Genomic DNA, 26416 nt, shown 5'->3' on the forward strand with positions numbered 1-26416 from the left:
CATGGCTATATCAGGCGCCTCGCATTTATCCATCCGCTTCTACACGCGGCTTGGCATCGGCGTGGTGCTCCTGCTTGCGGGCGGCGTCGGTGGCTGGGCATCGGTCACCGAGATCGCCGGCGCGGTCATCGCCCCCGGCGCTCTCGTCGTCGATTCCCACGTCAAGGACGTGCAGCATTCCACCGGCGGCATCGTTGCGGAGATCGACGCCCGGGACGGCGACCGCGTGAAAGCGGGAGATCTTCTGGTCCGTCTCGACCGCACCGTGCCGGCAGCCAACCTTGGCGTGGTGAGCAAGGCGCTCGACCAGCTCGCCGCGCGCAAAGCGCGCCTCGATTCGGAGCGCCGCGGCAGCGACGCCATCATCTTTCCGAACGAGCTTTTGGACCGCATTGCCGATCCCGACGTCGCCGAGGCGGTGGCAGGCGAAAAGCAGCATTTCGAGACACGGCGCACGTCCCGCGCCGGCCAGAAGAGCCAGCTTGAGGAGCGCATCGCGCAACTCGAGAAGGAGATCGCCGGCGACACGGCGCAGGCTGAGGCCAAGAGCAAGGAGATAGAGCTGGTGCAGAAGGAGCTTGCCTCGGTGCGTACGCTCTGGGCCAAGAAGCTCATCTCCATCGACCGGCTGACCCAGACCGAGCGAGAGGCCACGCGCCTCGACGGCGAGCGCGGCCAGCTGATTGCGGCCCAGGCTCAGGCGCAGGGGCGGATCGCCGAGATCAAGCTGCAGATCATCCAGATCGATCTCGACCTCAGCACCGAAGTGAACAAGGACCTGCGCGACGTCGACGGCCAGATGGGCGAGCTTCTGGAGCGCAAGGTCGCCGCCGAGGACCAGTTGAAGCGGGTCGACATCCGCGCGCCGCAGGACGGCGTCGTGCAGCAGTCGATCGCCTATACGATCGGCGGCGTGGTGAAGCCGGGCGAGACGATCATGCAGGTCGTGCCCGACAATGACAGCCTTGCGGTGGAAGCCAAGATCGCGCCGAGCGACATCGACCAGCTATGGGTCGGCCAGCCCGCTTCGCTGCGCTTCTCGGCCTTCAACCAGCGCACCACGCCGCAGATCAACGGCGTCGTCGAGCGGACCTCGCCCGACATCACCACCGACCAGCGCACGGGCGTCAGCTATTACACCGTCCGCATCACCACGACGGCCGCCGAGGTCGCGCGGCTCGGCGAGGTCAAGCTGGTTCCCGGCATGCCGGTGGAATCCTTCATCAGGACCGAGGATCGCTCGGTGATGTCTTATCTGGTCAAGCCGCTGCAGGATCAGATCAGCCGGGCATTTAGACAGTAGGCCACCAGTACGTTTCACCGTTTCACGGAAACGGCGAAACGCTTATCGCTTTGTTTTGACGCAATTCCGGACGGAAACCGCGCCTCTAGAGCATGATCCCGAAAAGTGGGAACCGGTTTTCGGAGAAGATCATGCTCCAACAAAGAGTTAGATCAGGATGGCGATTCAACAAAACGTCATCCTGATCTAGTCTAAGCTTTCGCGACCGCCCTGTATTCCATCGCCACCACGCCATTGCTGAACGGCACGGCCGAAACAAGCTCGAGCGCTGTCGGTTTGTCCGAAGGAAAAAGCCGTTCGCCCTGGCCTGCGGCTGCCGGATAAACGAGCAGTCTGAGGGTATCGACAAGGCCAACGCCGAGCAGTTGCCGGGCGAGATTCACGCTGCCATGCACATAGATGTTGCCGCCGCTTCGTTGCTTCAGCCGGGTGACCGCATCGGTAAGTGGGCCTTCGAGCAATTCGGCCGGATGCCAGTCGACCGCTTTCAAGGTCGCCGAGGCGACATATTTCGGCAGCGCGTTGAAGCGGTCGGCGAAGTCGCCTTTTTCGGCAGGCCAGTGGCCGGCAAAGATTTCGTAGGTCACGCGTCCGAGAAGCATGGCGCCGCTGTCGGCAAGCTCATCCTCCTTGAATGCCTGCATCTCATCGTTCCAGGCGACGTTCGGCAGCCTGTCGTGCTCGGCGACGCCGTCGATGCTGATGAATTCGGTGACGATGAGCTTTCTCATGGCTTCCTCTATTGGTCAGGTCTCGCACCATAGGACGGTCACGCCGGCGTGTTCCCGACAAAATAAAAAAGCCCGCTGGAATGACCGGCGGGCTTTCGCTTTGGCTGGAGGCCTTGGCTTAGTTGAACTTGTACTTGGCGTCGATCCGCACAGTGTGGAAGGACGGGGTCGCCATCGCGAGACCGCTCGGGATCGGCAATGCATCCGAGAAGTCTTCCTTCTCGAATTGCGAGTAACGGTATTCGATGCCGACGGTCATCTTGTCCGACAGGGCAGTTTCCAGGCCCGCGCCGACCGAGAAGCCACTGGAGCCCCAATCGGCGTCGAGCGGTGCCGGAGCATCGAGCTTGAAGTGCTGCCAGCTGTAGCCAGCGAGCGCGTAGGCCAGCGTCGCCTCGTTGACCTTCATGCCGATACGGCCGAGCACGTCGAAACCATAATCGGTATTGAGGTTGATCGAATCGACACCCAGGAACCCGCCCAGCTCAAGCTTCGACTTGATGCCGGATAGACGCGCGTCGACGAGGCCGCCGACCACCCAACTGCCCATGTCCTGGTCGTAGCCGATGCTGGCTTCGCCGAACACGCCTTCGCCGCCGAGGCCATTGAACTTGGCGCCGGCGAGGGGCGGAATCTCGATCTGGTGCACGACCGCGCCGGCGCCGAGCCCACCGCCGACATAGAAGCCGGTCCAGTTGTAGGAAGGCGTCTCGAAGCTGGCGCCGCCGCCGTCATTGGCGTTAAAGCGATAGCTGGCGGCGACCTCAAACGTATGGCGCGAGGTGTCCAGGTTGAGCGTGCCGTCCGGCACCGGCAGGCCTGCATCCGAGAGCAGGCTGTCGTTGGTGCTGAAGCGGGTGTAGCGATACTCGCCCTTCAGCGTCCAGTTGCTGTTGATCGCAGTTTCGACACCGGCACCGACAAAGTAGCCGCCCTGATCCCAATCGAATCCAATACCGGCATTGCTGTCGAGCTTGTACTTCTGCCAGGCGTAACCGCCCAGAACGTAGCCCAGCGTGCTCGGCGTCAGCAGATAACCGGCGCGCATGCCGACGTCGAAACCGTAGGTCTCCTTGATGTCGGCATTGAAGCCGCCGGCATCGAGCGAAGTCTTGATCGTGCCGACATGCGTGTCGATCAGGCCGCCGAGCAGAAAGCGCTGCGAGACCATGTAATCATAGCCGGCAGTCACCTGGCCGTAGACGCCTTCGCCGCCGATGCCGTTCAGTGAAACAGGCACAAAATCGCTGCTGAGCTTGTGCACATTGGCGCCGGCGCCGAGGCCGAAGCCGACATAGACGCCGCTCCAGTTGAAGCCCGGAGCCGCCTGCTCCTGAACCACGTCGGCGGCCTGCGCGGCCGACATCAAAGCGACGGCCGAAACGGCGCCCAGCAAAACGGATTTCGCAGAAATACGAAGAAGCATAGCCCATAACCCCAAGTTAAAACCCGTCGAGGTTCTAGCAGGGGTTGTGGGAATTTGTGGTGGCAAAAATACCACATCCACGGGCAAACTGCCGTAACGACAGGTGCAAGCAGGCGATGTTCCCAAAATGGCCAGCCCGAGGCGGTAATCAGTCCAGCGCGGGCGATGCGCAGGGCTCTTTAGACCTCGGATAGGTTTTGCCGGTATCTATCGGCAAAAAGGAGCTGGAAAGTCATGACCGAGATCTGGCGCTCACTCCTGGGCAATCTTGCCCTCGTCTCGATCCTAGTCGTCGCCTGGGACCTAGTGGCGGATTTCACCGGGCGCCTGCCGCGGTTGATGCAGTCGCTGATTCTGGGCGCGGTCATGTGCGCGGGTTCGATCATTTCCATGGCGACGGCCCTGAACGTCTCCGGTTTTGCGGTCGACCTGCGTGCCGCCTTTATCGGCGCGGCCGCCTTCTTCGGCGGATGGCCGGCGATGTTCGTCGCAACCGCAGGCTCCATTGCCTATCGCGCCTATCTTGGCGGGCAGGGCGCGAGTGTCGGCATCATGAGCATCCTGATCACGGCCATCGTCGGGCTGGCGTGGCACCACGTCGTCGCGGTCCGCTCGCGCACCATGCTCGATATACTCGGTCTGGGCGTGACGGTCGCGCTCGCCGGGCTGATCACGCTTGTGGCCATTCCCCAGCAGGTCCTCGCCACCTTCGTTCAGCAGAGCACGCTGCCGTCCTTGGTATTCCGATTCCTCGGCACCTTCATCATCGGCGTGCTGCTCGACCGGCAGCAACGGCGTCGCGATCTCGCCATGTCCAACATGATCTACCGCGCCATGGTCCGCGAGCTGCCGGATTGCCTCAACGTGAAGGATGCCGACGGCCGCTTTGTGGTTGCAAACCCGGCCACCGCCGAAATGATGCGCGCCGCCTCGGCCGAGAACCTTATCGGCAAGACGGATTTCGATTTCTATCCGAAGGACGTGGCCGAGCGTTTCAGGCAGGATGAAATGGGCGCGCTGGAGACCGGGCTGACATCGCGCATCGACCAGCCCGCGCTTTTCCCAGATGGCAGCCAGGGCTGGCTTTACACCTTGAAGGCTCCCCTTCGCGACGAGACCGGCAAGATCGTCGGCGTCATTACCTATAATCGCGACATCACCGAGCAGAAGAAAAACGCCCAGCTCAAGAACGACTTCATCTCGACGGTCAGCCACGAGCTGCGCACACCGCTGACGTCGATCCGCGGTTCGCTCGGCCTGATCGCGGCGGGCGTCGCGGGCGAATTGCCTCCCAAGGCGGCTAATCTCGTCAACATTGCCCACAACAACAGCGAGAGGCTGGTTCTTCTCATCAACGACATCCTCGACATAGAGAAGATCGAATCGGGCATGATCAGCTTCAAGATCAAGCAGATGCCCCTGCGCCCGATCCTGGAGCAGGCCATCGCCGCCAGTTCCAATTACATGGCCGAGAGCAGGATCCGCATCGTCCTGGTCGATGATGCGCCGCGCGCCGAGGCCAATATCGACCCCGACCGCCTGCACCAGGTGATGGCGAACCTCCTGTCGAACGCGATCAAGTTCTCCGACCACGGCGGCACCGTGATGGTGAAGTTGCAGCGCCGTGACAGCGACGTGCTGCGCATCTCCGTGATCGACGAGGGCGCCGGCATTCCCGAAGCGTTCCGCAGCCGCATATTCGGCAAGTTCGAGCAGGCCGACGCGTCAAGCACACGCAGGAAGGGAGGCACGGGCCTCGGCTTGAACATCGTCAAGACCATTGTCGAAAAGCTGGGCGGGGCCGTTTCCTTCGAAACAGAGGAAGGCAAGGGAACGTCGTTTCACGTCGACCTGGCCGAAGCGCACAGGCAGGAGGAAAAACCGGTCTTTGTCGAGCGCCGGTCGCGCAAGCGCGATAGCCGCCTGCGTGTCCTGATTTGCGAGGACGAGCCCGACGTCGCCGCGGTGATCGCCGCACTTCTCGACGCCGAAGGCTTTTCCAGCGACGTCGCCCCTGACATCGGCACCGCCAAGGCTCTGCTGGCCTCCCGCGATTACGTGGCGCTGACGCTCGACATCAAGCTGGCGGGGGAATCCGGCATCAAGCTCTTTCACGATATCAGGGCCTCGCCGGTGAATTCCGACATTTCGGTGATCGTCATCTCCGCGGTCGCCGACGAGGCCAGGCGCTCCCTGAACGGCACCGCGGTCGGCATCGTCGACTGGCTGGAGAAACCGGTGGATTCGAAACGTCTTCACGCCGCTCTCGCCAAGATCGTCGGTCGCAAGGTCGAGCCGAAGCCGCGGATTCTGCATGTCGAGGACGACGAGGGCGTGCTCGCCGTGATGTCGGAGGGCCTAGGGTCGGGCGTCTCGATCACCTCGGCGAAAACGCTCAAGGACGCCCAGGCCGCGGTCGCGAACCATCGTTTCGATCTTGTCATCCTGGACATCGCGCTCCCAGACGGATCGGGATTGGACCTGCTTGCCGATCTGCCGCTCGAAACAGCAGTCATCGTGTTTTCCGCGGCGGAGCTGGACGACAAGCTGGGCGATCGGATCCAGGCAATCATGACCAAGACCAAGTCGTCGGAGATCGATGTCGCAAGGCTGGTCAGAAACATGTTGACTTCGGCCCGCGACGGCGCGGGAGCCTCCGCGCAAGCCAAGGAGTGACGGTTATGCCGGCAAGAATCCTTTATGTGGACGACGAGGACGACATCCGCGAAATCGCCCAGATGTCGCTCGAGCTCGAGCCGGAATTCGAGGTGCGGTCCTGCGCTTCGGGCGTCCAGGCGCTGGCTGATGCGGCGGAATGGCGGCCCGACCTCATCCTGCTCGACGTGATGATGCCGGACATGGACGGGCCGGAGACGCTGAGGCGTCTGGCTGCATCGCAGCCGACGGCGTCGATACCCGTGGTGTTCATCACGGCGCGCACCCAGACGCACGAGGTCGACCGCTATCTGAACATGGGCGCGGTCGGCGTCATCGCGAAGCCCTTCGACCCGCTGGCGCTTGCCGGTGAAGTCAGGAAGCTGCTTTCGTCGGCCGGCGGCCTGGCCTGACGCGCCGACACAGGTCGGTGGCAGAAGGTTGTCGGCAAGCTCTGTTTGCCGTTTACGCCTCCTATACCATACGCCGATATTCATCTACTGATTGCATCGAAATGCGATCGTCGCGAATCGGCTTATCTATGATTTGCGCGGAATGGTCCTGCTTGGGATTGCCCTTGTGGACCTTGGCATGAACCGCATTGGCGGATGTGGGTTCATGGGCGATCACTCCGGGGGGCGACGGAACCGGAGCGGGACTGGTGAATGGAGAGAAGGCAAAAGTTCTGATCTGCGACGATGATCCCTTGTTGCTCGAGCTGATGGAATTCAGGTTGAAGGCGAAGGGATACGAGGTCATCAAGGCCGCTGACGGCGCCGAAGCGCTGGCCAAGGCGCAGCAGGACGAACCCGACATCATCGTGCTCGACGCGATGATGCCGAAGGTCGACGGCCTAGAAGTGCTGGCGCGCATCAAGGGCGACCCGGCTCTGTCTGGAACGCCAGTTGTCATGCTGACTGCCCGCAAAGGCGAAAAGGACATCGTCTCGGCCTTGGAAAAGGGCGCCGACGACTATCTGGTGAAGCCGTTCATCCCCGAGGAACTTCTGGCCAGGCTGGCGCGGCTGATCGCTCGCAAGAGCGGGAAGCGCTGATGCGGCGCGGCCGGCGCTTGAGCCTCGCCGCCTGCCTGATCCTGGCTGTCGCCGCTGCTCCGCACGCAGCGCTGGCGCAGACGGCCGACGAGCTCTACGCGTCTGCCGTGAAGGCGAGGCAGGCCCAGCATTTCGACGAGGCTGCCGACCTGCTCAAGCGCGCGCTGGCGCTCAAGCCCGACAATGCCGACGCGCTGGTCCAGCTTGGCTTCGCCGAGCTTGGCCGCAACGATTTTCAGGCGGCGCGCGACGCCTTCTCCAAAGCCCTTTCCATTGCCCCGACTTACCGCGATGCCTCTTTCGGCATGGCCGAGGTCGAGTTCAGGTCCGGCAATCTGGACGCGGCACTACCGCTTGCCGAGCAGGTCGCGCAGGCCGACCCCAGCAATGCCGACGCAGCAAAGCTGGTCGAAAACATCCGCAAGGCGAAACAGGGGGTGATCAGCAAGCCGAAGCCGGTTCGCGCAGCCCCGGCGGCGGTGAAGAAACCACCGCATCACCGGCCCGATCCCGTCCCCGGCTTGATGGAAGAGGGCAGGCGCCTACGCCAGGCAGGCAACCTGCCCGAGGCGGAGAAGGCCTATCGCCGCGCCCTGAAGCTGGCGCCGAAGAACACCGACATCCTGGTCGCGCTTGGCTTTGTCGTCGGCTCCAGCCAGCGCTTCGACGAAGCCGGTCAGTTTTTCGACCAGGCGCTGGCCATCAAGCCCGGTCTTCTCGATGCGCGTCTCGGCAAGGTGCGCCTGGCGATCTGGCAGGGCGACACGCCGCGCGCCCGTGCGCTGGTCGACGAGGCGCTGGCCAGCGCGCCGGACAATGCCGAGGCGCTCGACCTCGATGGCAGGATCGCCCTGCTCGAAGGCGACTATCGGCGGGCCGAACAGTCGTTCCAGCGCGTACTGGCGCTTGAACCGCGCAATGCCGAGGCGCTGGTGGGGATCGGCGATGTGCGCCGCGCCGAGGGCGACGACGAGGCCGCGCGCCAGGCGTACACCCAGGCGCTCGCCATCGAGCCGGGCTCCGCCGACATCGAGCAGAGGCTCTCCGTGCCGCCGCCCTGCGAATGGCGGCTCGATATCGGCAGCGAGGTGAGCGATCTCACCAATGGTCTCGGCGACTGGACCGACAGCTCGGCCGGTCTTGCCTATCGGCTTTCGCCGCGCACGACCATTTCCGGCCACACCCGACTGGCGACCCGTTTCGGCCGCAGCGATGTCCAGCTCGAGGGCCGCATCGACCAGGCCTTCACGCCGGCCTTCTCCGCTTATGTGCTCGCCGCGGCGACCCCGGATGCCGATTTTCTGGCGCGCTATTCCGTCGGCGCCGGCGCGTCCTGGAAGGTGGTGGCGCCGGCAAAGGCGTTCGGTCCACTCTCGCTCAACATCGACGCCCGCTACGACGATTTCGCCGATACCGGCGTCACCAGCATCCAGCCCTGGATCCAAGGCTATGTCTTCGACGGCCGCCTGGGGCTCTCGGCCCGCTGGGTGCATGCCGAGGACGATACCGGCACGCGCGCCGACGGCTATGTGCTTCGCGCCGACCTTGCGGTGACGGAGCGTTTCAACGTCTTCGCCGGCTATGCCGACGCCCCAGAGATCGACGACGGCGCATTGATCCCGACGCGCACCGTGTTCGGCGGTCTTTCCTTCGACGTCAGCGATCCGCTGACGCTGCGCGCCAGTATCGCGCATGAAGAACGCCCGACATTCGACCGCAACATATTCGGCCTCGGCGTGACGGCGCGGTTCTGACCATGTGGTACATCTGGGACCTGTCGATACTGCTCAGCGCGCTGTCCCTGGTGATCATGCTGCTGCTGATCGCGCGCCGCGTGCTGCAGGAGCGCCGGGGCAGGGCGGCGGCCGAGCAGCGGCGCCAGATTCTGACCGCGCTGATCGCGTTCACTGAAAACCGCGATCGCGAGGCGTTGAAGGCGACGGTGCTTGGCGTGCCGGCCGGCGTGGCGATCGACGCCGGCTTCGAGTTCATTTCGCTGCTGCGCGGCGAGGAGAGGGACGATGTGCTTGTCGCCTTCAACGAATGCGGCCTGCCGGCCCGTGTCGCAAGGCAGCTGCGGAAAGGCAACGTCGCCGAACGCATCCACGCCGCCGAGATGCTGGCGGCGCTGGGTTCGGACGATGCGTCGGCAAACCTGCTTTCAGCACTCGCCCAGGATCGCGCGCGCGAAGTCAGGATCGCGGCCGCCATCGCGCTTTGCGATCTCGGCAGCCTGCCTCTGCTCGGCACCGCGCTGGACTTCATCGGCGTGGCGGGGCAGCGCTCGCGGCGGCTGATCGAGCTGTTCCGGCGCTTTCCGCGCTCGCGCTTCAACGAGCTTGCGGTACACGCGTCGCGCGTCGACGCCTCGCCCTTCATCCGGGCGGCCGCGATCGACGCGCTGGCGCGGGCCGGCGGTTTCGGCTTCGCCGACTTCTTCGCCGGGCTGACCGGCGATGCCGCGCCCGAGGTTGCCGCCGCCGCGCTGCGGGCGCTGGGCCTGACGGGGCACGCCGAGGCCTCGGCCATCCTCAAGCGCGGCATGGCCAACGACGACTGGGACGTGCGCGCCGCCGCCGCCGAATCCGCGGGCCGTCTCGGCCTGCCCGAGCTTGCCGCGCCGCTGTCCACGCTGTTGGACGACGAGGTCTGGACCGTGCGCTATGCCGCCGCCAACGCGCTGCGCTCCTTCGGGCAGCCGGGAGAGCGGCTGCTGCGCGAGATCGCTTCCGCCGAGGTGTCGCGCAGCCAGCGCACCGCCTCGCTCATTCTTGCCGAGGGGCCGGCCCTATGATCGCCGACTGGAGCCACGAGGTCGTTCTTGCCGCCACCATCCTGTCCTGGTTCATCATCGGGGCGGGGCTGGCGCAGACGACGATCTATCTTTTGCAGCTCGTCGTCGCCGGCTACGCCCTGTCCCAGCGCCCGCCGGTGGCGCGCTCGGCGCTGCTGTGGCAGCGCTATGGCGACGTCGCGCCGCCGATCGCGCTCTTGGTGCCCGCCTATAACGAGGCGTTGAACGTGGTCGAGAGCGTCCATTCGATGCTGGCGCTCGAATATCCGAATTTCGAGGTGGTCGTCATCAATGACGGCTCGAAGGACGACACGCTGCAGCGACTGATCGAGGCTTTCAAGCTGGTGAAGTTCCACCGCCCTTATGAGGAGGCGCTGGCGCACCAGCCGATCCGCGGCCTCTATTCCTCGCCGATGACCGAGCGGCTGTTCGTGGTCGACAAGGAAAATGGCGGCAAGGCCGATGCCCAGAACGCCGGCATCAATGTCTGCCGCGCGCCGCTCTTCTGCGTCATCGATGGCGATTCCATCCTCGAGCCCGACGCACTGATGCGCGCCGCCCAGCCCTTCATCGACGACCCCGAGCGCACCATCGCCGTGGGCGGCACGATCCGCATCGCCAACGGCTCGAGGATCGAGGCGGGCAGGGTGCGCGAGATCCACCTTCCGCGCCGCCTACTGCCTTTGTTCCAGGTGGTCGAATATCTGCGCGCCTTCCTCATGGCGCGGCTGGCCTGGAGCAGCATCAACACGCTAATGCTGGTGTCCGGCGCCTTCGGCATGTTCCGCCGCGCCGAAGTGGTGGCGGTGGGCGGCTTCACCAAGGGCTCGATGGGCGAGGACCTCGACCTCGTCATCAAGCTGCACCGCTATATGCGCGACAGGAAGCGCAAATACCGCATCCAGTTCATTCCCGAGCCGGTGTGCTGGACCGAGGCGCCGGAAACGCTGAGCGTGCTCGCCCGCCAGCGCTCGCGCTGGCAGCGCGGCGCGCTCGAATGCTTCTTCCGCTACCGCTCGATGCTGTTCAACCCGCGCTATGGCCGAGTCGGCTTCCTCGGCTTCGGCCACATATTGATCGTCGACGTGCTGGGACCGGTTGCCGAGGTGCTGGGCTATGTCCTGATCCCGGCCTTCTGGCTGCTCGGCATCCTGTCGGCCGAATATCTTCTGGCCTTCACCGCGCTCATTTTCACCTATGGCGTCTGCGTCAGCGTCTGCTCGCTGATCCTCGAAGAGGCCGAGCTGCAGCGCTTCCCCCGCGCCAGGGACCTCGCCGTGCTGACGGCCGCCGCCGTGATCGAGAATTTCGGCTACCGCCAGCTCAACAATTTCTGGCGCGTGAAAGGCTGTTGGCAATTTTTGCGCGGCAATCAGGGCTGGGGCGAGATGACTAGGACCGGCCTCGGCGGCGCCAAGAAATAGGCGTGGCGGGCGGCGACAGCGCTGCAAGGAGGTGAGCCCCGGTCGGGAGCTCAGGCCAGCGTTCGCTCGATCTCAGCGATAAGTGCATCGAGCGCCGCGCGCATGCTTGCGCCATCCGCCTGCTCGATAAGCAGCGTCTCCAGCGTGGAAGCCCGCGCGCTGATCTCCGCAAAGCCGAACGTGCCCGCGGCGCCGGCGAGGGAGTGAGCGAGACGGATCAGCGGGTCGTTGCCGGACAGGCGAGCGGCCTGATGCGCGATGGCCTTCAGCTCGGCGAGTTGATCGGCGCAGCGGGTGAGGAAACGTTGGCGGAGGGGAGCGAAGGGGTCGGTTGGGATGGGCAGTGCTCCGGCGTGGTGGAGGCGGTATTGAAGCAGAAGGAGGGGTGGAGTGGAATGGTGTTGGGTCTACGGTTTTCTTACATGTTTAATTCTCAACGCTATCAGCCGGCTTCATCATTGCGTCCACCGCGATCCGAGAAGATCCTGAATCAGGATAATGTCGGCCGGTGCGAGGTCCATTGATTGTCGCGAAACCTGTCGGGAGCCAACCGGCATGCGCCGGATGTTTGCGAGCGCGACGATACAATAGTCCTTGCAACAATCGAATGAACTCAGTTGCCATACATCAATGGATGCCGCCAAATCAGATGATTCGCCTTTGCCTCCAGCATGGTGGGCGTCGAGCGCCGTCGATCTGCCTAACGTATTAGTGCGCTTATGCAGAGAGAGTGTTGGCTCCGATCTCTTTTGGGAACTCTTCGACTATTACAATCACCTTGTTAGCGAAGGGGTAGCTTCAAGCCTCGACATTATCGATCGCGTCGAGGTGGTCATCGCCTTTTTCAATGGCGAGAACCAGCCGATGTATGAAGTCATGTTTCTGGAGCTATTGTCGCGTGTGGCCATGTCCGCCGGTAAACTCTCAAAAGGGCTGGCAGCGTTCGAACGCATGGCTGAGATTCATACTGAGGAATATCAACGCAGAGACGTCATTGAACTGGCGGGCGATATGTGGAGCTATGCCGAACGAGGCATTTTTGGATCCGACCTCCAGCCCTTACTGTTCGCCAGCATTGCCCGGGTCTTCAAGCGGCTGGGCGATGACGAAGGGTTGGTGAGGGCTTACCTCCAAGCGTCGGCCCTGTATGCGCAACACGGAGCGCATGAGGCCGCCATGGGCGCCGTCCAGCACGCTAGGTCGATCGCGAAAGAAGCAAATCTCACACTGCTTGTTGCTCAGACGTATGAACAGGAAGCAGTACTGGCCTTTGAACGAGGTGATGCCGCCGGGTCGGTGGCTGCTGGAAAAGCCGCGCTCACGCTAAACGAGGCGAACGGGAACTCCCTTCCGGAACGACTGCGCCTCAACCTTGCCACGGCCCAGATGGAGCTCGGGCAGCTGGAAGAAGCGGCCGATATTTTGAAGTCAATGATCAACTCGTCGACCAGCGGCGACATAACAGGACACCTCTTTGCCAATCTGGCTTCCTGCTGCCGGCGGCAGGGCTGCTTACCGGAGGCCCGCGCTCACATCGCTCGGGCGCGAAGCGAATTCAACGCAGATACCTCCTATGAGAGCCTGCTGGAGTTGGAGATAATTGACGCGTCGATTGCGCTTGAGTCGGGAGATCGCCCGGCCGCTGCCGGGCGGCTGAGAGCCGCAGCCGTTATGCTCGACAACGGACTACGTGGTGTCCTGCGTCTCCATCATCGACGGGGCCTTCGCGACCAATACATTCGCCAGATTGAGAGCCGTCTCGCCCAACTTCCGGCGGACGGACTTACCGCCGACGTTCTTCCAATTATAGCAGTTCTCTACGGCAGCGTCGTTGCTGATTGGCTCGCGCTGCTGGATTGGGCCGATAGCCTCGTCGCGCGGCCGGATGGGATGGAAACCGAGTTCGCCGATCTGCGCGACCGCATCTTATCCGTCCAGGCGTTTGGCGCCCCGTTCGCACTCAGGGTTGACGAGTATAGAGATAGTCCCTGGGATCCCATGCTAACCGGCAAACCGTGGGACGACCTCGGCGAGACCATTTCCCGGATAGTCGGTCAAGGCTTCCCATCGCCGTTTGAGGCGGTTTCGATGGCTGCGGCAACTTCGCTCCTGGAAACTCGATTGGCTGAGGGGTGGTGCATCATCCTGCCGACCTTCGGAAGTGATCCGGTTCCGATCTGGGTTTTCCAGGGCAACTGCTACGCTCGATACACCCTCCCGCTTCGGTCGATAGGGCAATGGCACCTTGCACGCAGGTCTTTTGCCCAAGGTTCTGTCTCAAAGGTGGACTTCGCCAAGCAGCTCGATTGCTTCGCCGCACAGAGCCGGGACGCACTAAAAACAGTGTTTGATATGCTGCCCGCCGCTTGTCCAGGTATTCTCAGCCTCCAGGATCACGATAACATACTTCCTATTACTGCGGCCGTTCTGGGCCATGACGGTTTGCGAGCCCGCATGGCCGAAGGTAAACTTGAGGCTCGGATTGTGCCAGCGCTGTACCCGGCCTGCCCGCAATCCGCCTTGATCCAACCTAAGCTTGTCGCGCTGATCAATAGTGGGGACAATCTCGAGCTCGCGCGGATAGAAGCCGAAGTTGCAGCGGTCACGGTCGAGGCACGCGTCGTCAGTACAGCAGAGGTCGACGATGAGGCGGGCCTCGTGGCGCAGATGACGGATGCAGATTTGCTCGTGGTCTCAACACATGGAGTTTCGATTTCCAGTTTCTCAGATCCGTTCCTAGGCTCGCTCGGGGGTGCTGGAGCGCACGCCATCAACGTGAAGGCGATCCAGTCAGACTTCGTTGACTTCCCATACAGGCTTGTCATGCTCAACGCGTGCCATGCTGGGTCCACCTACACCGGCGATGAAAGGCGATTACGAACCCACGATTCAGCTAGCTATCCAGCGCTGCTGCTGTTGAACCGATGCTCGGTGGTGAGCGCGGCATCTTGGCGCATCGGCGATACCATCAGCTACCTCCATCTCGTGCTGGTTGCACAAGGCCTGAAGGAGGAACTTTTGCCGTCCGTGGCCCTGTCTCGCGCAAGCGCTCGCCTGCGCGATCTTCCGACTTCGGATGCCAAGTCCCTAGTGCAGCTTGCTCCTTCATCTCCTGGCAGGGAAGCCGCCTTGCTTCTCCTGGAGGGAGCGCCTGCTGGAGGCGCCTTCAGCGCTCTCTACACTATTGGTGGGATCGAAACCTACGGGCTACTTTGAATGCATCATGACGCTTCCTCCGTCATAACCTGAGATTCGCAAACGGCAGCTACTGAAGCTCCACCGCCACAAAGCGGTCTGACCGCAAGCGGCCCTCGCTGTGGTCATTAAGAATCCGTGGTGTTGAAATTTGGCGCGAGGGCGGCGATTAGTGTTCCCCCTTGCCAACCCCGCCACCTTCCCCTACTCTCCATCGCTGAGAAAACCTTTTCCCAACTCGCCCTTTGCCCGCTGACCTCACCCGTCATCACCGCGCAGGGCGGTAAGAGAAAACCTTTTCCCAACTAAGGGAATTCGCCGCGCCCATGCCTTCCGACGCCGAGCCAGCGCCAGTTTCCGCCAAGCCGCCGGTCACGCTGCGCGAGGTCGCCGCCGCGGCCGGCGTCAGCGTCGCCACGGCGTCCAAGGCGCTGAACGGGCAGGGGCGCATGACGGCGGAAACGCGCGAGCGCATCCGCGAGACGGCGCGGCTGCTCGGCTTCCGGCCGAACAGCTTGGCGCAGAGCCTGTTGCGAAAACGCTCCTTCACCGTCGGCCTGCTCACCAACGATACCTATGGCCGCTTCTCGCTGCCGCTGATGGCCGGCGTTTCGGATGCGCTGGTCGACAAGGGCGTGTCGGTGTTCCTGTGCAATGTCGAGGACGATCAGCGGCTCGGCCAGCTGCATGTCGAGGCCATGCTCGACAAGCGCGTCGACGGCATCGTCGCCACCGGAAAACGCATCGACCGCCATCTGCCGGTCGATCTCTCCAACCTGCGCATCCCGGTCGTCTACGCCTTCACCCAGCCGGATCCCGGCGCGGTCGGCCTCGTTTCCGACGATGCCGGCGGCGCGCGGCTGGCGGTCGAGCAGTTCTTGCGGTTCGGGCGCCGCCGCATCGCCCATGTCAGCGGCCCGGCGAGCTTCGCCGTGGTGCACACGCGGGCCGAGGCCTATCGCGACGTCCTGAGGGAGAACGGCTTGCCCACAGCCGAGCCGCTGCTGGGCGCCTGGTCGGAGGCCTGGGGCCACGATGCGGTGGCAAGACTGTTCGGCAAGGCGGGCAGGGAAGGATGGCCTGACGCCGTCTTCTGCGGCAACGACCAGATTGCCCGCGGCGTCGTCGACGCGCTGCGCGAGCGCGGTATCCGCGTGCCCGAAGATGTCGGCATCATCGGCTTCGACAATTGGGAGATCGTGGCCGAGGCGACGCGCCCGCCACTGACCTCGATCGACATGAACCTGGCGAGCCTCGGCCGCGAGGCCGGACTTGCCCTGCTTTCGCTCGTCGACGGCCAGCCGGCCGCGCCGGGCATCAGGAAACTGCCGTGCCGGCTGGTGGTGCGTCAGTCATGCGGCAGTCCGTCGCAATGAAGCAACAAGGCTACGCGCCCGGTTAGACCGGGCGGCGTGGCCAAAACAGGGAGGAGAACCATGAGGAGGAGTAAAATGAAGACCATGTTTGCCAAGCTGGCTTTAGCCGCGGCCGTCATCGGCGGCGGCCTGCAGGCGGCGTCCGCCGAGACCGCCAACATCTGGGTGCGCGCCGACGGCTCGAACTTCATGCCGCGCATCGTCGACGCCTTCAACAAGGCCAACAAGGACCAGATCAAGCTCGATATCATTCCCAACGCCGAGATCATCCCGAAATATGGCGCCGCCGCCGCCGGCGGCACCGCGCCCGACGCGCTCTCGCTCGACCTGATCTACACGCCGTCCTTCGCCGCCGCCGGCCAACTGGAGGACATTACCGACTGGGCGAAATCCTTGCCCTATTTCGCCAGCCTGTCGCCGGCGCATGTGAAGACCGGCACCTACAAGGACCGCATCTACGGCCTGCCGTTCTCGGCCGACGCCTCGGTGCTGATCTGGAACAAGAAGCTGTTCAAGCAGGCTGGGCTCGATCCTGAGAAGGGCCCGACCAACTGGGCCGAGATCGAGGCCGACGCCGAAAAGGTCAACGCGCTCGGCGGCGACATCAGGGGCTTTTATTTCTCCGGCAATTGCGGCGGCTGCAACATCTTCACTTTCACGCCGCTGATCTGGGCCTCGGGCGGCGACATCCTGTCCGAGGACGGCTCGAAGGCGATGCTCGATAGCCCGCAGCTGCGCGGCGCGATCGACCTCTATCGCTCGATGATCAAGAAGGGCCTGGTGCCCGAGGGCGCGCAGACCGACACCGGCGCCAACTTCTTCGCCGCCTTTGCCGGCGGCAAGATCGGTCTCTCGCCGTCCGGCGCTTTCGCTATCGGCGCACTCAACACGCAATATCCCGATATCGACTACGGCATCACCTTCCTGCCGGGCAAGGATGGCGGCTGGTCGTCCTTCGCGGGCGGCGACAATTTCGTCGTCACCAAGGGCACCAAGAAGATCGCCGTGGTGAAGGAGTTTTTGGACTTCGCCTATTCGCTCGAGGGCCAGACCATCCTCGCCAAATATGGCAGCCTGCCGGTGCGGGGCGACATCGCCAAGGACGCGCTGAAGGATCTCGACCCGCGCTATCAGGTGGCGGCCGAGGCGATGGCCAAGGGCAAGACGCCTTATTCGGTGGTGTTCAACGACCTGATCAACTCGGCCAACGGTCCCTGGACGCAGATGATCAACGAGGTGTTCTTCGGCGACGATGTCGACGGCGCCATCAAGAACGCGCAGGAGACGATGCAGTCGATTATCGATCAGGCGCCGAACAAATAGACACCAGGGCCAGCCGGCGGCGAGGATAGCGCAACGCTTTGCCGCCAAGGCTCTGACCGGCCGCCCGCCCCGTCTCCCTGGCCGGGCGGCCGGGGACTGCATCGCTGAATGGCAGGGTTTTATCGCGTTGAGAAAGCACGCTCACCAATTTGCGGCGCCACGACGTTCGCTCCCCCCTCTCCCCTTGTGGGAGAAGGTGTCGCCGAAGGCGACGGATGAGGGGTGTTCCAGCGGAGTGAGGCGTTGGCGTTCCCTGGAACACCCCTCATCCGTCTCGGCGCTACGCGCCGATCCACCTTCCCCCACAAGGGGGGAAGGTGAGGCGCAGCCATGACCGCCATCACCGCAACCTCCGCTCCCGCCCGCTCACGCATCGGCGTCAGCCGTCGGCAATGGGTGGGCCTGCTCTATGTCCTGCCGGCCGTCGCCCTGGTCACCGTCTTCTTCGTCATCCCGCTCGGCATGACTGCCTGGATGTCGCTGCACAATTGGCCGCTGATGGGTGAGCATGCCTTCATCGGCCTCGACAATTATTTCGCGATCCTGCGCGACACGCGCTTCTGGAATGCGCTGAAATTCACCTTCTACTACACGGTGATCGTCACCATCGCGATCTTCGCCGTCGCCTTCCCGCTGGCGATCTTCATCGAAAAACCGCGTCCGCTGACCAATCTCTACCGCACCGCCTTCTTCATGCCGGCGGTGGTCGGCTTCGCCTCGGCGAGCCTGCTCTGGTCCTGGTTGCTCAACGTCGATTCCGGCCTGTTCAGCCCGGCCGCCTTCGATCTCGGCCTGACCGCGAAGAAGGTCAATCTTCTCGCCACGTTCCAGCCGGCCTTCTGGTCGATCATCGCCATGGTGGTGTGGAAGGTCGCCGGCTTCACCATGATCATCCTGATGACCGGCCTGCAATCGATCCCGCAGGACCTACAGGAGGCGGCGGTCATCGACGGGGCAGGGCCGTTCGCAAGGTTCCGGGCCATCACCTTGCCGCTGATGCGCCGCACGCTGGCGCTGGCGCTGATCCTGTCGGTGGCGGGCTCGATTCTCGCCTTCGACCAGTTCTACATCATCCTGCGGGGCGGTCCGCGCAACCAGACGCTGACGGCGGTCTACTGGATCTTCAACCAGTCCTTCGTCTCGTTCAAGCTCGGCTACGGCGCGGCACTCTCGATGGTGCTGCTGGTTATCCTGGTGGCGCTCAGCCTTATCCAGCTCTGGCTGCTGCGCAAGCCCGAGGGGCTCGACTGATGGCCGAGGCGATGTCGCAAAACCGGAAAGTCGGCTTCAGCCTCGCCAGGCACTCCACCGGCATCATCGCCTCGGTATTGTTCCTGGCGCCGATCGTCTGGACGGTGCTGTCGACCTTCAAGCCGGCGCAGGAAGCGCGCCAGCCGCCGCTGCCGCCCTGGCCGACCACCGGTTTCTCGATCGAGAACTACGAGACGCTGAACTCCTTCGGCGACGGGCTCTGGGTCTCGGCGCAGAACAGCATCTATGTCTCGGTAATGACGGTGCTGCTCTCGGTGCTGGTCAGCGTGCTCGCCGGCTACGGCTTCTCGCGCTTCCGCTTTCCGTTCCGGGATTTCTTCTTCATCCTGATCCTGTCGACCATCATGATCCCGTTCCAGTCGATCCTGACGCCGATCTTCCTGGTGCTGACGAAACTCGGTCTCCACAACACGCTGACCGGCCTGGTCTGCGTCTATGTCACGCTGCAGCTGCCGTTCTCGATCTTCATGATGCGCAACGCTTTCGACGCCGTGCCGCGCGAGATCGAGGAGGCCGCGCGCATGGACGGCGCCAACAACGTCACCATGCTGATCAAAGTCATGCTGCCGCTGGTCTGGCCGGGCGTCGTCACCATCGCGCTGTTCGCCTTCCTCGGCGCCTGGAACGAGTTCCTGGCGGCCCTGGTGCTGATGACCGACCAGTCCAAATTCACTCTGCCGGTGATGATGACCGCGCTTCAGTCCGGCCGCTTCGGCGCCATCGACTGGGGCGCCGTGCAGGCCGGCGTCACGGTGATGATGGTGCCTTGCCTGATCCTGTTCCTGGCGCTGCAGCGCTTCTACATCCGCGGCCTCATGGCCGGGGCCGTCAAGTAATTCGAATGGAGTGAAATCATGACCGCATCCCAGCCCGCCGCGCAGCCCTCCGCCAAGCCGCAGCTCGCCTTCCGGCCGTTGCCAGTGCCGCAGGTCGATGTCCGCGGCTTCTGGGGCGACCGTGTCGAAGCGGTCGCGACGCGCACCGCCGAGATCCTCTACGACCGCTGCGTCGAGGCGCGCATGCTGGAGCAGATCGATCCGGACCGCTCGTCGCCCGGCGTCGTCATCCCCTTCCATTCGCCGTCGCCGGACGAGGCAGCCAATCCTACCTTCACCGGCTCGACTGTGACGACACAGATGTTCTGGGACTCCGACTGGGGCAAGACCATCGAGACCGCGGCCTATTCGCTCTACCGTCGCCGCAATCCCGAGCTCGAGAAGAAGATCGACGCCGTCATCGACATGTTCGGCAAGCTGCAGCAGGAGGACGGCTATCTCTCCAGCTGGTACCAGCGCATCCAGCCCGGGCTGCGCTGGACCAACCTGCGCGACTGCCACGAGCTTTACTGCGCCGGGCATCTGATCGAGGGCGCCGTCGCTTACTTTCAGGCGACCGGCAAACGCAAGCTGCTCGACATCATGAGCCGCTATGCCGACCACATCGCCTCGACGTTCGGTCCCGAGCCCGGCAAGAAGAAGGGCTATTGCGGCCATGAGGAAATCGAGCTGGCGCTGGTCAAGCTCGCTCGGGTGACTGCCGAGAAGAAGTACATGGACCTGGCGAAATATTTCATCGACCAGCGCGGTCAGCAGCCGCATTATTTCGATGAGGAGGCGCTGGCGCGCGGCGCCGATCCCAAGGCCTATCACTTCAAGACCTATGAATACAACCAGTCGCACAAGCCGGTGCGCGAGCAGGACAAGGTCGTCGGCCATGCGGTGAGGGCGATGTATCTCTATTCCGGCATGGCCGACATCGCCACCGAATATGGCGACGACACGCTCAGGGTCGCGCTTGACCGCCTGTGGGACGATCTCATGACCAAGAGCCTCTATGTCACCGGCGGTCTCGGTCCATCGGCGCACAACGAAGGTTTTACGAGCGACTACGACCTGCCCAACGACACCGCCTATGCCGAGACCTGCGCTTCGGTGGGCCTGGTGTTCTGGGCAAGCCGCATGCTCGGCATGGGTCCGAACGCCCGCTACGCCGACATGATGGAACGGGCGCTTTACAACGGCTCGATCTCCGGCCTGTCGCTCGACGGCTCGCTGTTCTTCTACGAGAACCCGCTGGAGAGCCGCGGCGGCCATCACCGCTGGAAATGGCACCGCTGCCCGTGCTGCCCGCCCAATATCGGCCGCATGGTGGCGTCCATCGGCAGCTATTTCTACGGCCTCGCCGACGATGCGCTGGCGGTGCACCTCTATGGCGATTCGACTGCGCGCTTCGAGATCGCCGGCCGGCAGGTGACGCTCGTCCAGACCAGCAGCTATCCCTGGGACGGCGCGATTGCGATCGAGATCGGGCCGGAGGCGCCCGTAGAGTTCACGCTTCACCTGCGCATACCCGCCTGGTGCCGCAAGGCGGCGTTGCGCGTCAACGGCAAGCTCGTCGATCTCGAAGCGGCGACGGTCGACGGCTATGCCGCGATCCGCCGCGAATGGCGCCAGGGCGACAAGGTCGAGCTCGACCTCGAAATGTCGATGGCCCGCCTCTTCGCCAACCCGCAGGTGCGCCAGGACATCGGCCGCGTGGCGCTGGCGCGCGGCCCGCTGATCTACTGCGTTGAGGAAACCGACAATGGCGGTGGGCTGCATCGCATAGCGCTATCGCGCACGGCCAGGATCGAGGCGCACAAGGAGCCGAACCTGCTCGGCGGCGTCGTCACGCTTTCGGCCATCGGCAGCCGGGCCGAAACGGAAAACTGGGGCCGCGATCTCTACCGCTCCGAACCGCCGGCGACCGAGGAGACGAAACTCAAGGCCATTCCCTATTTCGCTTGGGATAATCGGGATCCCGGCGAGATGCTGGTCTGGCTGAGGGAAGGCTGAAAGCGGCTTCTCTCAAAGATGCACGAAGGCCGTCAGCGGCAGGTGGTCGGAGGCGACGCGCGACAGCGGCGTGTCATGCGCCTCGACGCCTGAAACAAGGTCGTGCCGATTGCCCATGATGCGGTCGAGCGCCAGCACCGGCAAGCCGGATGGGAAAGTCGGCACCGCCGGCGTCGGGCCGAAGGTCGTGTGCAGCGTGTTCAGTGCCGAGCGGTTGCCGAGCCGCCACTCGTTGAGGTCGCCGAGCAAGAGCGTCGGCCTCTCGTCGGCGCTGCTCATGATGTCGAGCACGACGCGCGCCTGTTCCGAACGCGAGCGGCGCAGCAGGCCAAGATGGGCAGCAATGACGCGCAGCGACCGTTTCTCGTCGAGATCGATCTCGGCGACCAGCGCGCCGCGCGGCTCCAGTCCCGGCAGCTTGAGCTGGTGGACGTCGCGCACGGTGCCGCGCTTGAACAACAGCACATTGCCGCGCCAGCCATGCCCCTTGCCGTTGCCGCTGACCGGCACTGGCACCAGCCCCGTTTCCAGCTCCAGGCGGGCCAGGTCGAGCAGCCCGGCCCTGTCGCCGAAGCGGTTGTCGGCCTCCTGCAGCGCGATCACGTCGGGGCTCATTTCGCGGATGACGCGCGCCGTCCGTTCGGGGTCGAATCTGCGGTCGGTGCCGATGCATTTGTGGACGTTGTAGGAGGCAACGACGATTTCCGTGTCGTTGACGCGCTTGCGCGGCGTCGCCTTCGCCTTGCGTGCGCTTCTGCTGCGGATCGAGAGCAGCACGGTCTCGGGCAGGCTGCGTCCTTTGATGTCGTCTATATCCATGATCCCGATGCTCGATTTCCTGCTCTAAAGATAGGGCGATCCCAGCCACAGCAAACGGTCGAAGACGCGGATTGCGAACGGCCTTGCCTTCAGCGTCTGCAGCGTCACCGGCTGCGCGGTCGAGATGGCGGCCGCGATACGGGCGTCGATCTCGGCGGCGAAATTTTTATCCAGCACTTCCAAGTCGATCTCGAAATTCAGCCTCAGCGAGCGGGCGTCCAGATTGGAAGAGCCGACATAGGCCCACACGCCGTCGATCGCCATCAGCTTCGAATGGTCGAACGCGCCTTCGTGGCGCCAGACGCGGCAATAGTGCTTCAAAACCTGGTCGAACTGCGCCGTCATCGCATGGTCGACGAGGAAGAGGTTGTTCACCGCCGGCACGACGATGTCGATTTCGACGCCGCGCCGGCCGGCCGTGGTCAGCGCGCTGATGAACTCCCGGTCCGGCAGGAAATAGGGCGACATGATGCGGATCGATTTGCGGGCGACCGAAAACGCTCCCATCAGCAACTTGAGATTGGTTTCGTTAGACGCGTCCGGCCCGGTCGCGACCGCGCGCACCAGCATCGGCTGCCCTGGCGGCGGCACGACACGCTCGACCTGCCAGGGCCCGTCCTTCAGGGCCTCGTTGCCGGCGAAGCGCCAGTCCTCGGCGGCCACCGAGAACAGATCGGCCACCACCGGCCCGGTGACCTCGAAATGCGTGTCACGCGAACTGTCGGAACCGGCGAGCTCGGCCGAGAATCCCTTGCGGATGTTCATGCCTCCCGTGAACGCCACCGTGCCGTCGATAATCAGTATCTTCCTGTGGGTCCTGAGATTGGCATAGGGAAGTCTCAGGCCCATGACGATGTTGCCGTTGAAGAGATCGACCGTGACGTCGGATTCCCTGAGCTGCTTCAGGATGCTGGGCACCGAATAGCGTACGCCGACGGCGTCGATCAGCACGCGCACGGTGACGCCGCGCTTGACGGCGTTGCCGAGCGACTGGACGAAAAGCGCCCCGACCGCGTCATTGTCGAAAATATAGGTTTCCAGAAGCACGCTTCGTTGCGCCGCATCGATCGCCCGGCACATCGCCGTATAGGCTTCGTCGCCTGTCTTGAGCACGGCGATGGTGTTTCCCGAGGTGAGCGGGCGCCGCGCCACTCTGTCGCCAAGCGTCTTCAGCCCGGTGAAACGCTGGCCGAATTCGGCGTTGATCAAGGCTTCCAGCGCGACGTCCCGGTCATGCCTGGCGGCAGCGGCCTCGGGCGAGACCGGCCGCATGGCGCTGATCGTCGCGCGGCGGATCCGGTTGATGCCGGCAATGGCGTAGATGATCGCGCCGAGGAAAGGCGACAGAAGCATCACGCCCACCCAGCCGGTGGCCGCGCGCACGTCTTCCTTCGTCATGATGGCGTGGACGATGCCCACCGCCGCCATCGCCAGCGACAGGATCAGGATAAGCGTCGACCAGTGACTCGCAATCGCCTCGAACATCGGCCCGACTATTGTGCGAGCCGGCGCGGAAGGCAATGCGGACGGTGAGGCTGGTCCGAAACTCGCCCCCTCGATGGCCCCCCCGCCGAACACTCGGCAAGGTCAGGCTTGCCGAATGCCCCTGACCGCGTTTGCCTTTGTCGCTATGCGGTCAGCTGTCGGTCGAGATAGTTACGGCTTTCCAGGCATCGATCTCTTGCTGCAGCCGCTGGATTCGCTCGGACACGAGCTTGAGGGCGTCGCTGCCAAGCAGAAGCTGCGGCGGCGGGGCTTCGGTTTCGACCAGGGCCAATACGGCCGTCGCAAGCTTGTCCGGATCGCCAATTTGCTTGCCGCTTTTCGCCTGTCGGGCCTCCCGGATCGGATCGAACAGCGCATCGTAATCGCTGATGGACCTCCCGGTCCGGACCATGGAACGTCCGGCCCAGTCCGTCCGGAAGGAGCCTGGGCAGACGGCGGCAACGCGAACGCCCAATGGGGCCATTTCGGAACGCATCACTTCCGATATGCCCTGGAGTGCGAACTTGCTGCCACAATAGTAAGCGATGCCCGGCATTGTGATCATGCCGCCCATCGACGTGACATTGACGATGAAGCCGCGGCGTCGCTCGCGGAACCTGGGAAGAAACGCCTTGGCGACCGCCACGGCGCCGAAGACGTTCACATCGAACTGACGCCGCATCTCTTCGAGCGGTGACTCTTCGAGCACGCCCTCGTGGCCATAGCCGGCATTGTTGATCAGGACGTCGACGGGCCCGTGCTCTTCCTCCGCCTGCGCGACGACGTCCGGCACGCGGTCGAACTCCGTGACATCGCAGATGACGGTGCGGATCGCTGGGAGGGATCCGGCAAGTGCCGCGCGTGACGTCTCGGTCCGGACGGTGCCAATGACCGTATGGCCCATCTGGATGGCGGCGGAAGCGATGGCGAGGCCGAAGCCCGAATTGGCGCCAGTGATGAAGAAGGTCTTTTTTGCCATGATCTGCGGTCCTTCATTGATGGAGTGCAGCTTGGCAAATAGTATGGTGCGGTAACGTCCACGATTGCGGTTCCTATGAATGGCTTGCCAAATCCTATCAGGGCGGACATCGGGCGAAGACGAAAGCTGGTCGAGTTGGCCGGAGCTATCGCCGACCGTGTTGGCTATAATGCGACCGCGCTCGAGCGTGTGCGCGTGCTCCGGACCGAGGCGGTGCTTCACGACGTCCCGGTACTTTATGAACCGGGTGCGGTGTTTGTCCTGCAGGGAAGCAAGCGAGGCATCCTCGAACGAGAGGTCTACCTGTACGATGAAGACCATTATCTGGCGGTGTCGGTCCCTGTTCCGTTTCGGATGGAATCGACGGCCAGCCCCGATCGTCCTCTGCTTGCGGTCTATGTCGAGTTCGACATGCGGATGGCGGCCGACATTGCCGCGCAGCTGGAGATTCATTCGGATGTGGGAAGCGACCGGCCGCGAAGTCTCGTATCGAGCAGGATCGGCTCCGACATCGAGGATGTCCTGCTGCGCCTGCTGACGGCGCTTCGCAATCCTGCCGAGACCGCCGTTCTTGGATCAAGCCTTCTGCGCGAGCTGCATTACCGCGTCCTGATTGGCCCGCAAGGCGGGGCGATGATCGCTGCCTTGCAGCAAAGAGGCAGGTCGGGAAGGATCGTGCGCAGCCTCGCATGGCTGCGGGAAAACTACAGCGCTGAAATCTCGGTCGCCGATCTCGCGGGACAAGCAGGCATGAGCGTGCCTTCTTACCACGTTCATTTCAAGGAAATGACCGGAAGCAGCCCGATGCAGTACGTGAAAGCCATGCGGCTGCACGAGGCAAGACTGATGATCGCACGCAAGACAACGATCGCTCAGGTCGCGGCTTTGGTCGGATATGCGAGCGCGGCTCAGTTCAGCCGCGACTTCAAGCGGCATTTTGGACGCACGGCTTCCGAAGAGATGAGCTGGGTCCGTCGCCATCTGGGCGAACTCGCCTCGGAAGAGTAGTCCCTATCGCCGCTCAGCGGTCACGGGTCGGCACAGTGACGCGGCGCGCTCGAGCCGGTCGGCAAGGCCGCCGGCCTAAAGCTTGCTGAAGAAGCCTGACAGAATGTTCGGACCTGCTTCGCCTGGCCGTAGCCTGATCCCGTCCTCGAAGCAGTTCAGCGTCACGCATTCGAAACCGTTGGCCGCGAGGAGCGCCACCAGCGAGTCGCGGTCGAAATGGTGCAGGTGCTCGTTGGGCAGACGCATGCGCCATTTGGCGAACCACGCGTCGCCCTCGGCGCCGAGCTCGCGCCAGCGGCAATAGGGGACGGCGACAGCCAGGTGGCGGGCCTGAAGCCGGGAAAGGAAGCTGAGATCGGGGATGTGCTCCAGCACGTCGAACATGGCGACGAGGTCCCAGGCGCCGGCGAGCGCCTCATCCCAATCGACGAAGCGGACACCCTTGGGCAGTGGGAATTCAGCGATATCGCAGCCGGCGCAATCGGCGACGCCGGTTATCTTCGCGGCTTCGATGAACGTGCCCGTGCCATATCCGATTTCCAGCACGGAACGAGGAATCTCGCCGGTGATGCCAAGCACCCAGCCAAGCCGCTGATAACCGAGCTTGATGGTCCGGTCGCTCAGGTCTTCATAATAGGAGATGTATTTCTTGTCGTATTTGATCGGTGTGAAGTCGATCTGGTGGATCACGCCGAACCTGTCCACCTCATAATTGTCCAACATTGTCCGCGCGGCCTC

Annotated in this window: 22 protein-coding genes; 15 read left to right on the plus strand and 7 right to left on the minus strand. The window is 63.6% G+C overall.

Going from position 1 to position 26416, the window contains the following annotated elements; genetic code table 11:
• Position 1: 1 nt before the first annotated feature.
• A complete protein-coding gene (locus tag LB523_RS06475) occupies positions 2-1303 on the plus strand; it encodes an HlyD family type I secretion periplasmic adaptor subunit (RefSeq protein ID WP_224601599.1) in 1302 nt (433 codons plus the stop codon).
• Between the two features lie 191 nt (positions 1304-1494).
• Here the strand turns inward: LB523_RS06475 and LB523_RS06480 are convergent, their stop codons facing one another.
• Both LB523_RS06480 and LB523_RS06485 read right to left on the minus strand, forming a co-directional pair.
• A complete protein-coding gene (locus LB523_RS06480) occupies positions 1495-2034 on the minus strand; it encodes a dihydrofolate reductase family protein (RefSeq protein ID WP_224601601.1) in 540 nt (179 codons plus the stop codon).
• 118 nt (positions 2035-2152) lie between these two features.
• The gene (locus LB523_RS06485; protein ID WP_224601603.1) at positions 2153-3460 is read right to left on the minus strand and encodes an outer membrane protein; all 1308 of its coding nucleotides are present in this window, start codon (positions 3458-3460) and stop codon (positions 2153-2155) included.
• Between the two features lie 234 nt (positions 3461-3694).
• Between LB523_RS06485 and LB523_RS06490 the strand changes: the two genes are divergently transcribed.
• From LB523_RS06490 to LB523_RS06515, 6 genes are all read left to right on the plus strand, one after another.
• Positions 3695-6136, plus strand: a complete 2442-nt coding sequence (locus LB523_RS06490) for an ATP-binding protein (RefSeq protein WP_224601604.1) — start codon at positions 3695-3697, stop codon at positions 6134-6136.
• A gap of 5 nt (positions 6137-6141) precedes the next feature.
• Positions 6142-6528, plus strand: coding sequence for a response regulator (locus LB523_RS06495; protein ID WP_224544726.1), 387 nt, complete (start codon positions 6142-6144; stop codon positions 6526-6528).
• 248 nt (positions 6529-6776) lie between these two features.
• Positions 6777-7169 (plus strand): response regulator transcription factor, encoded by a 393-nt coding sequence (locus LB523_RS06500; protein WP_224544727.1) that lies wholly within the window; start codon positions 6777-6779, stop codon positions 7167-7169.
• A complete protein-coding gene (locus LB523_RS06505; RefSeq protein WP_224601606.1) occupies positions 7169-8923 on the plus strand; it encodes a YaiO family outer membrane beta-barrel protein in 1755 nt (584 codons plus the stop codon). The genes LB523_RS06500 and LB523_RS06505 overlap by 1 nt, the downstream gene beginning before the upstream one ends.
• A 2-nt stretch (positions 8924-8925) precedes the next feature.
• Positions 8926-9963 (plus strand): HEAT repeat domain-containing protein, encoded by a 1038-nt coding sequence (locus LB523_RS06510; RefSeq protein WP_224601608.1) that lies wholly within the window; start codon positions 8926-8928, stop codon positions 9961-9963.
• A complete protein-coding gene (locus LB523_RS06515) occupies positions 9960-11387 on the plus strand; it encodes a glycosyltransferase family 2 protein (RefSeq protein WP_224544730.1) in 1428 nt (475 codons plus the stop codon). Before LB523_RS06510 ends, LB523_RS06515 begins: the two co-directional genes overlap by 4 nt.
• Positions 11388-11437: 50 nt before the next feature.
• Here LB523_RS06515 and LB523_RS06520 read toward each other — a convergent pair whose 3' ends face one another.
• Complete coding sequence (locus tag LB523_RS06520; RefSeq protein WP_224601805.1) at positions 11438-11656, minus strand: Hpt domain-containing protein; 219 nt, start codon at positions 11654-11656, stop codon at positions 11438-11440.
• Here LB523_RS06520 and LB523_RS06525 point away from each other — a divergent pair.
• The 7 genes from LB523_RS06525 (at position 11591) to LB523_RS06555 (ending at position 21387) form a co-directional block, all read left to right on the plus strand.
• Complete coding sequence (locus LB523_RS06525) at positions 11591-11911, plus strand: hypothetical protein (protein ID WP_224601610.1); 321 nt, start codon at positions 11591-11593, stop codon at positions 11909-11911. The two genes, LB523_RS06520 and LB523_RS06525, sit on opposite strands and share 66 nt — an antisense overlap.
• Positions 11912-12017: 106 nt before the next feature.
• Positions 12018-14603, plus strand: a complete 2586-nt coding sequence (locus LB523_RS06530) for a tetratricopeptide repeat protein (protein ID WP_224601612.1) — start codon at positions 12018-12020, stop codon at positions 14601-14603.
• A 305-nt stretch (positions 14604-14908) separates the two neighbouring features.
• Entirely contained in the window at positions 14909-15958 is a 1050-nt protein-coding gene (locus LB523_RS06535; RefSeq protein ID WP_224601614.1) for a LacI family DNA-binding transcriptional regulator, read from the plus strand.
• 75 nt (positions 15959-16033) lie between these two features.
• Entirely contained in the window at positions 16034-17281 is a 1248-nt protein-coding gene (locus tag LB523_RS06540) for an ABC transporter substrate-binding protein (protein WP_224601616.1), read from the plus strand.
• Positions 17282-17611: 330 nt separating this feature from the next.
• The gene (locus tag LB523_RS06545; RefSeq protein ID WP_140840882.1) at positions 17612-18532 is read left to right on the plus strand and encodes a carbohydrate ABC transporter permease; all 921 of its coding nucleotides are present in this window, start codon (positions 17612-17614) and stop codon (positions 18530-18532) included.
• Positions 18532-19389: a carbohydrate ABC transporter permease gene (locus LB523_RS06550; RefSeq protein WP_224601618.1), complete on the plus strand. Its 858-nt coding sequence runs from the start codon at positions 18532-18534 to the stop codon at positions 19387-19389. The genes LB523_RS06545 and LB523_RS06550 overlap by 1 nt, the downstream gene beginning before the upstream one ends.
• An 18-nt stretch (positions 19390-19407) precedes the next feature.
• A complete protein-coding gene (locus tag LB523_RS06555) occupies positions 19408-21387 on the plus strand; it encodes a glycoside hydrolase family 127 protein (RefSeq protein ID WP_224601620.1) in 1980 nt (659 codons plus the stop codon).
• Between the two features lie 12 nt (positions 21388-21399).
• Here the strand turns inward: LB523_RS06555 and LB523_RS06560 are convergent, their stop codons facing one another.
• From LB523_RS06560 to LB523_RS06570, 3 genes are all read right to left on the minus strand, one after another.
• On the minus strand, positions 21400-22206 hold the full coding sequence (locus tag LB523_RS06560) for an endonuclease/exonuclease/phosphatase family protein (RefSeq protein WP_224601622.1): 807 nt from the start codon (positions 22204-22206) through the stop codon (positions 21400-21402).
• Between the two features lie 24 nt (positions 22207-22230).
• Positions 22231-23691, minus strand: a complete 1461-nt coding sequence (locus LB523_RS06565; protein WP_140840888.1) for a phospholipase D-like domain-containing protein — start codon at positions 23689-23691, stop codon at positions 22231-22233.
• A 151-nt stretch (positions 23692-23842) separates the two neighbouring features.
• A complete protein-coding gene (locus LB523_RS06570) occupies positions 23843-24670 on the minus strand; it encodes an oxidoreductase (RefSeq protein ID WP_224601624.1) in 828 nt (275 codons plus the stop codon).
• 75 nt (positions 24671-24745) lie between these two features.
• Between LB523_RS06570 and LB523_RS06575 the strand changes: the two genes are divergently transcribed.
• Complete coding sequence (locus LB523_RS06575; protein WP_224601626.1) at positions 24746-25678, plus strand: AraC family transcriptional regulator; 933 nt, start codon at positions 24746-24748, stop codon at positions 25676-25678.
• A gap of 75 nt (positions 25679-25753) precedes the next feature.
• Here LB523_RS06575 and LB523_RS06580 read toward each other — a convergent pair whose 3' ends face one another.
• Positions 25754-26401, minus strand: coding sequence for a class I SAM-dependent methyltransferase (locus LB523_RS06580; protein WP_224601628.1), 648 nt, complete (start codon positions 26399-26401; stop codon positions 25754-25756).
• Positions 26402-26416 lie beyond the last annotated feature (15 nt).

Origin of the sequence: Mesorhizobium sp. ESP-6-4, from assembly GCF_020164735.1 — a bacterium.
Taxonomy (GTDB): domain Bacteria; phylum Pseudomonadota; class Alphaproteobacteria; order Rhizobiales; family Rhizobiaceae; genus Mesorhizobium.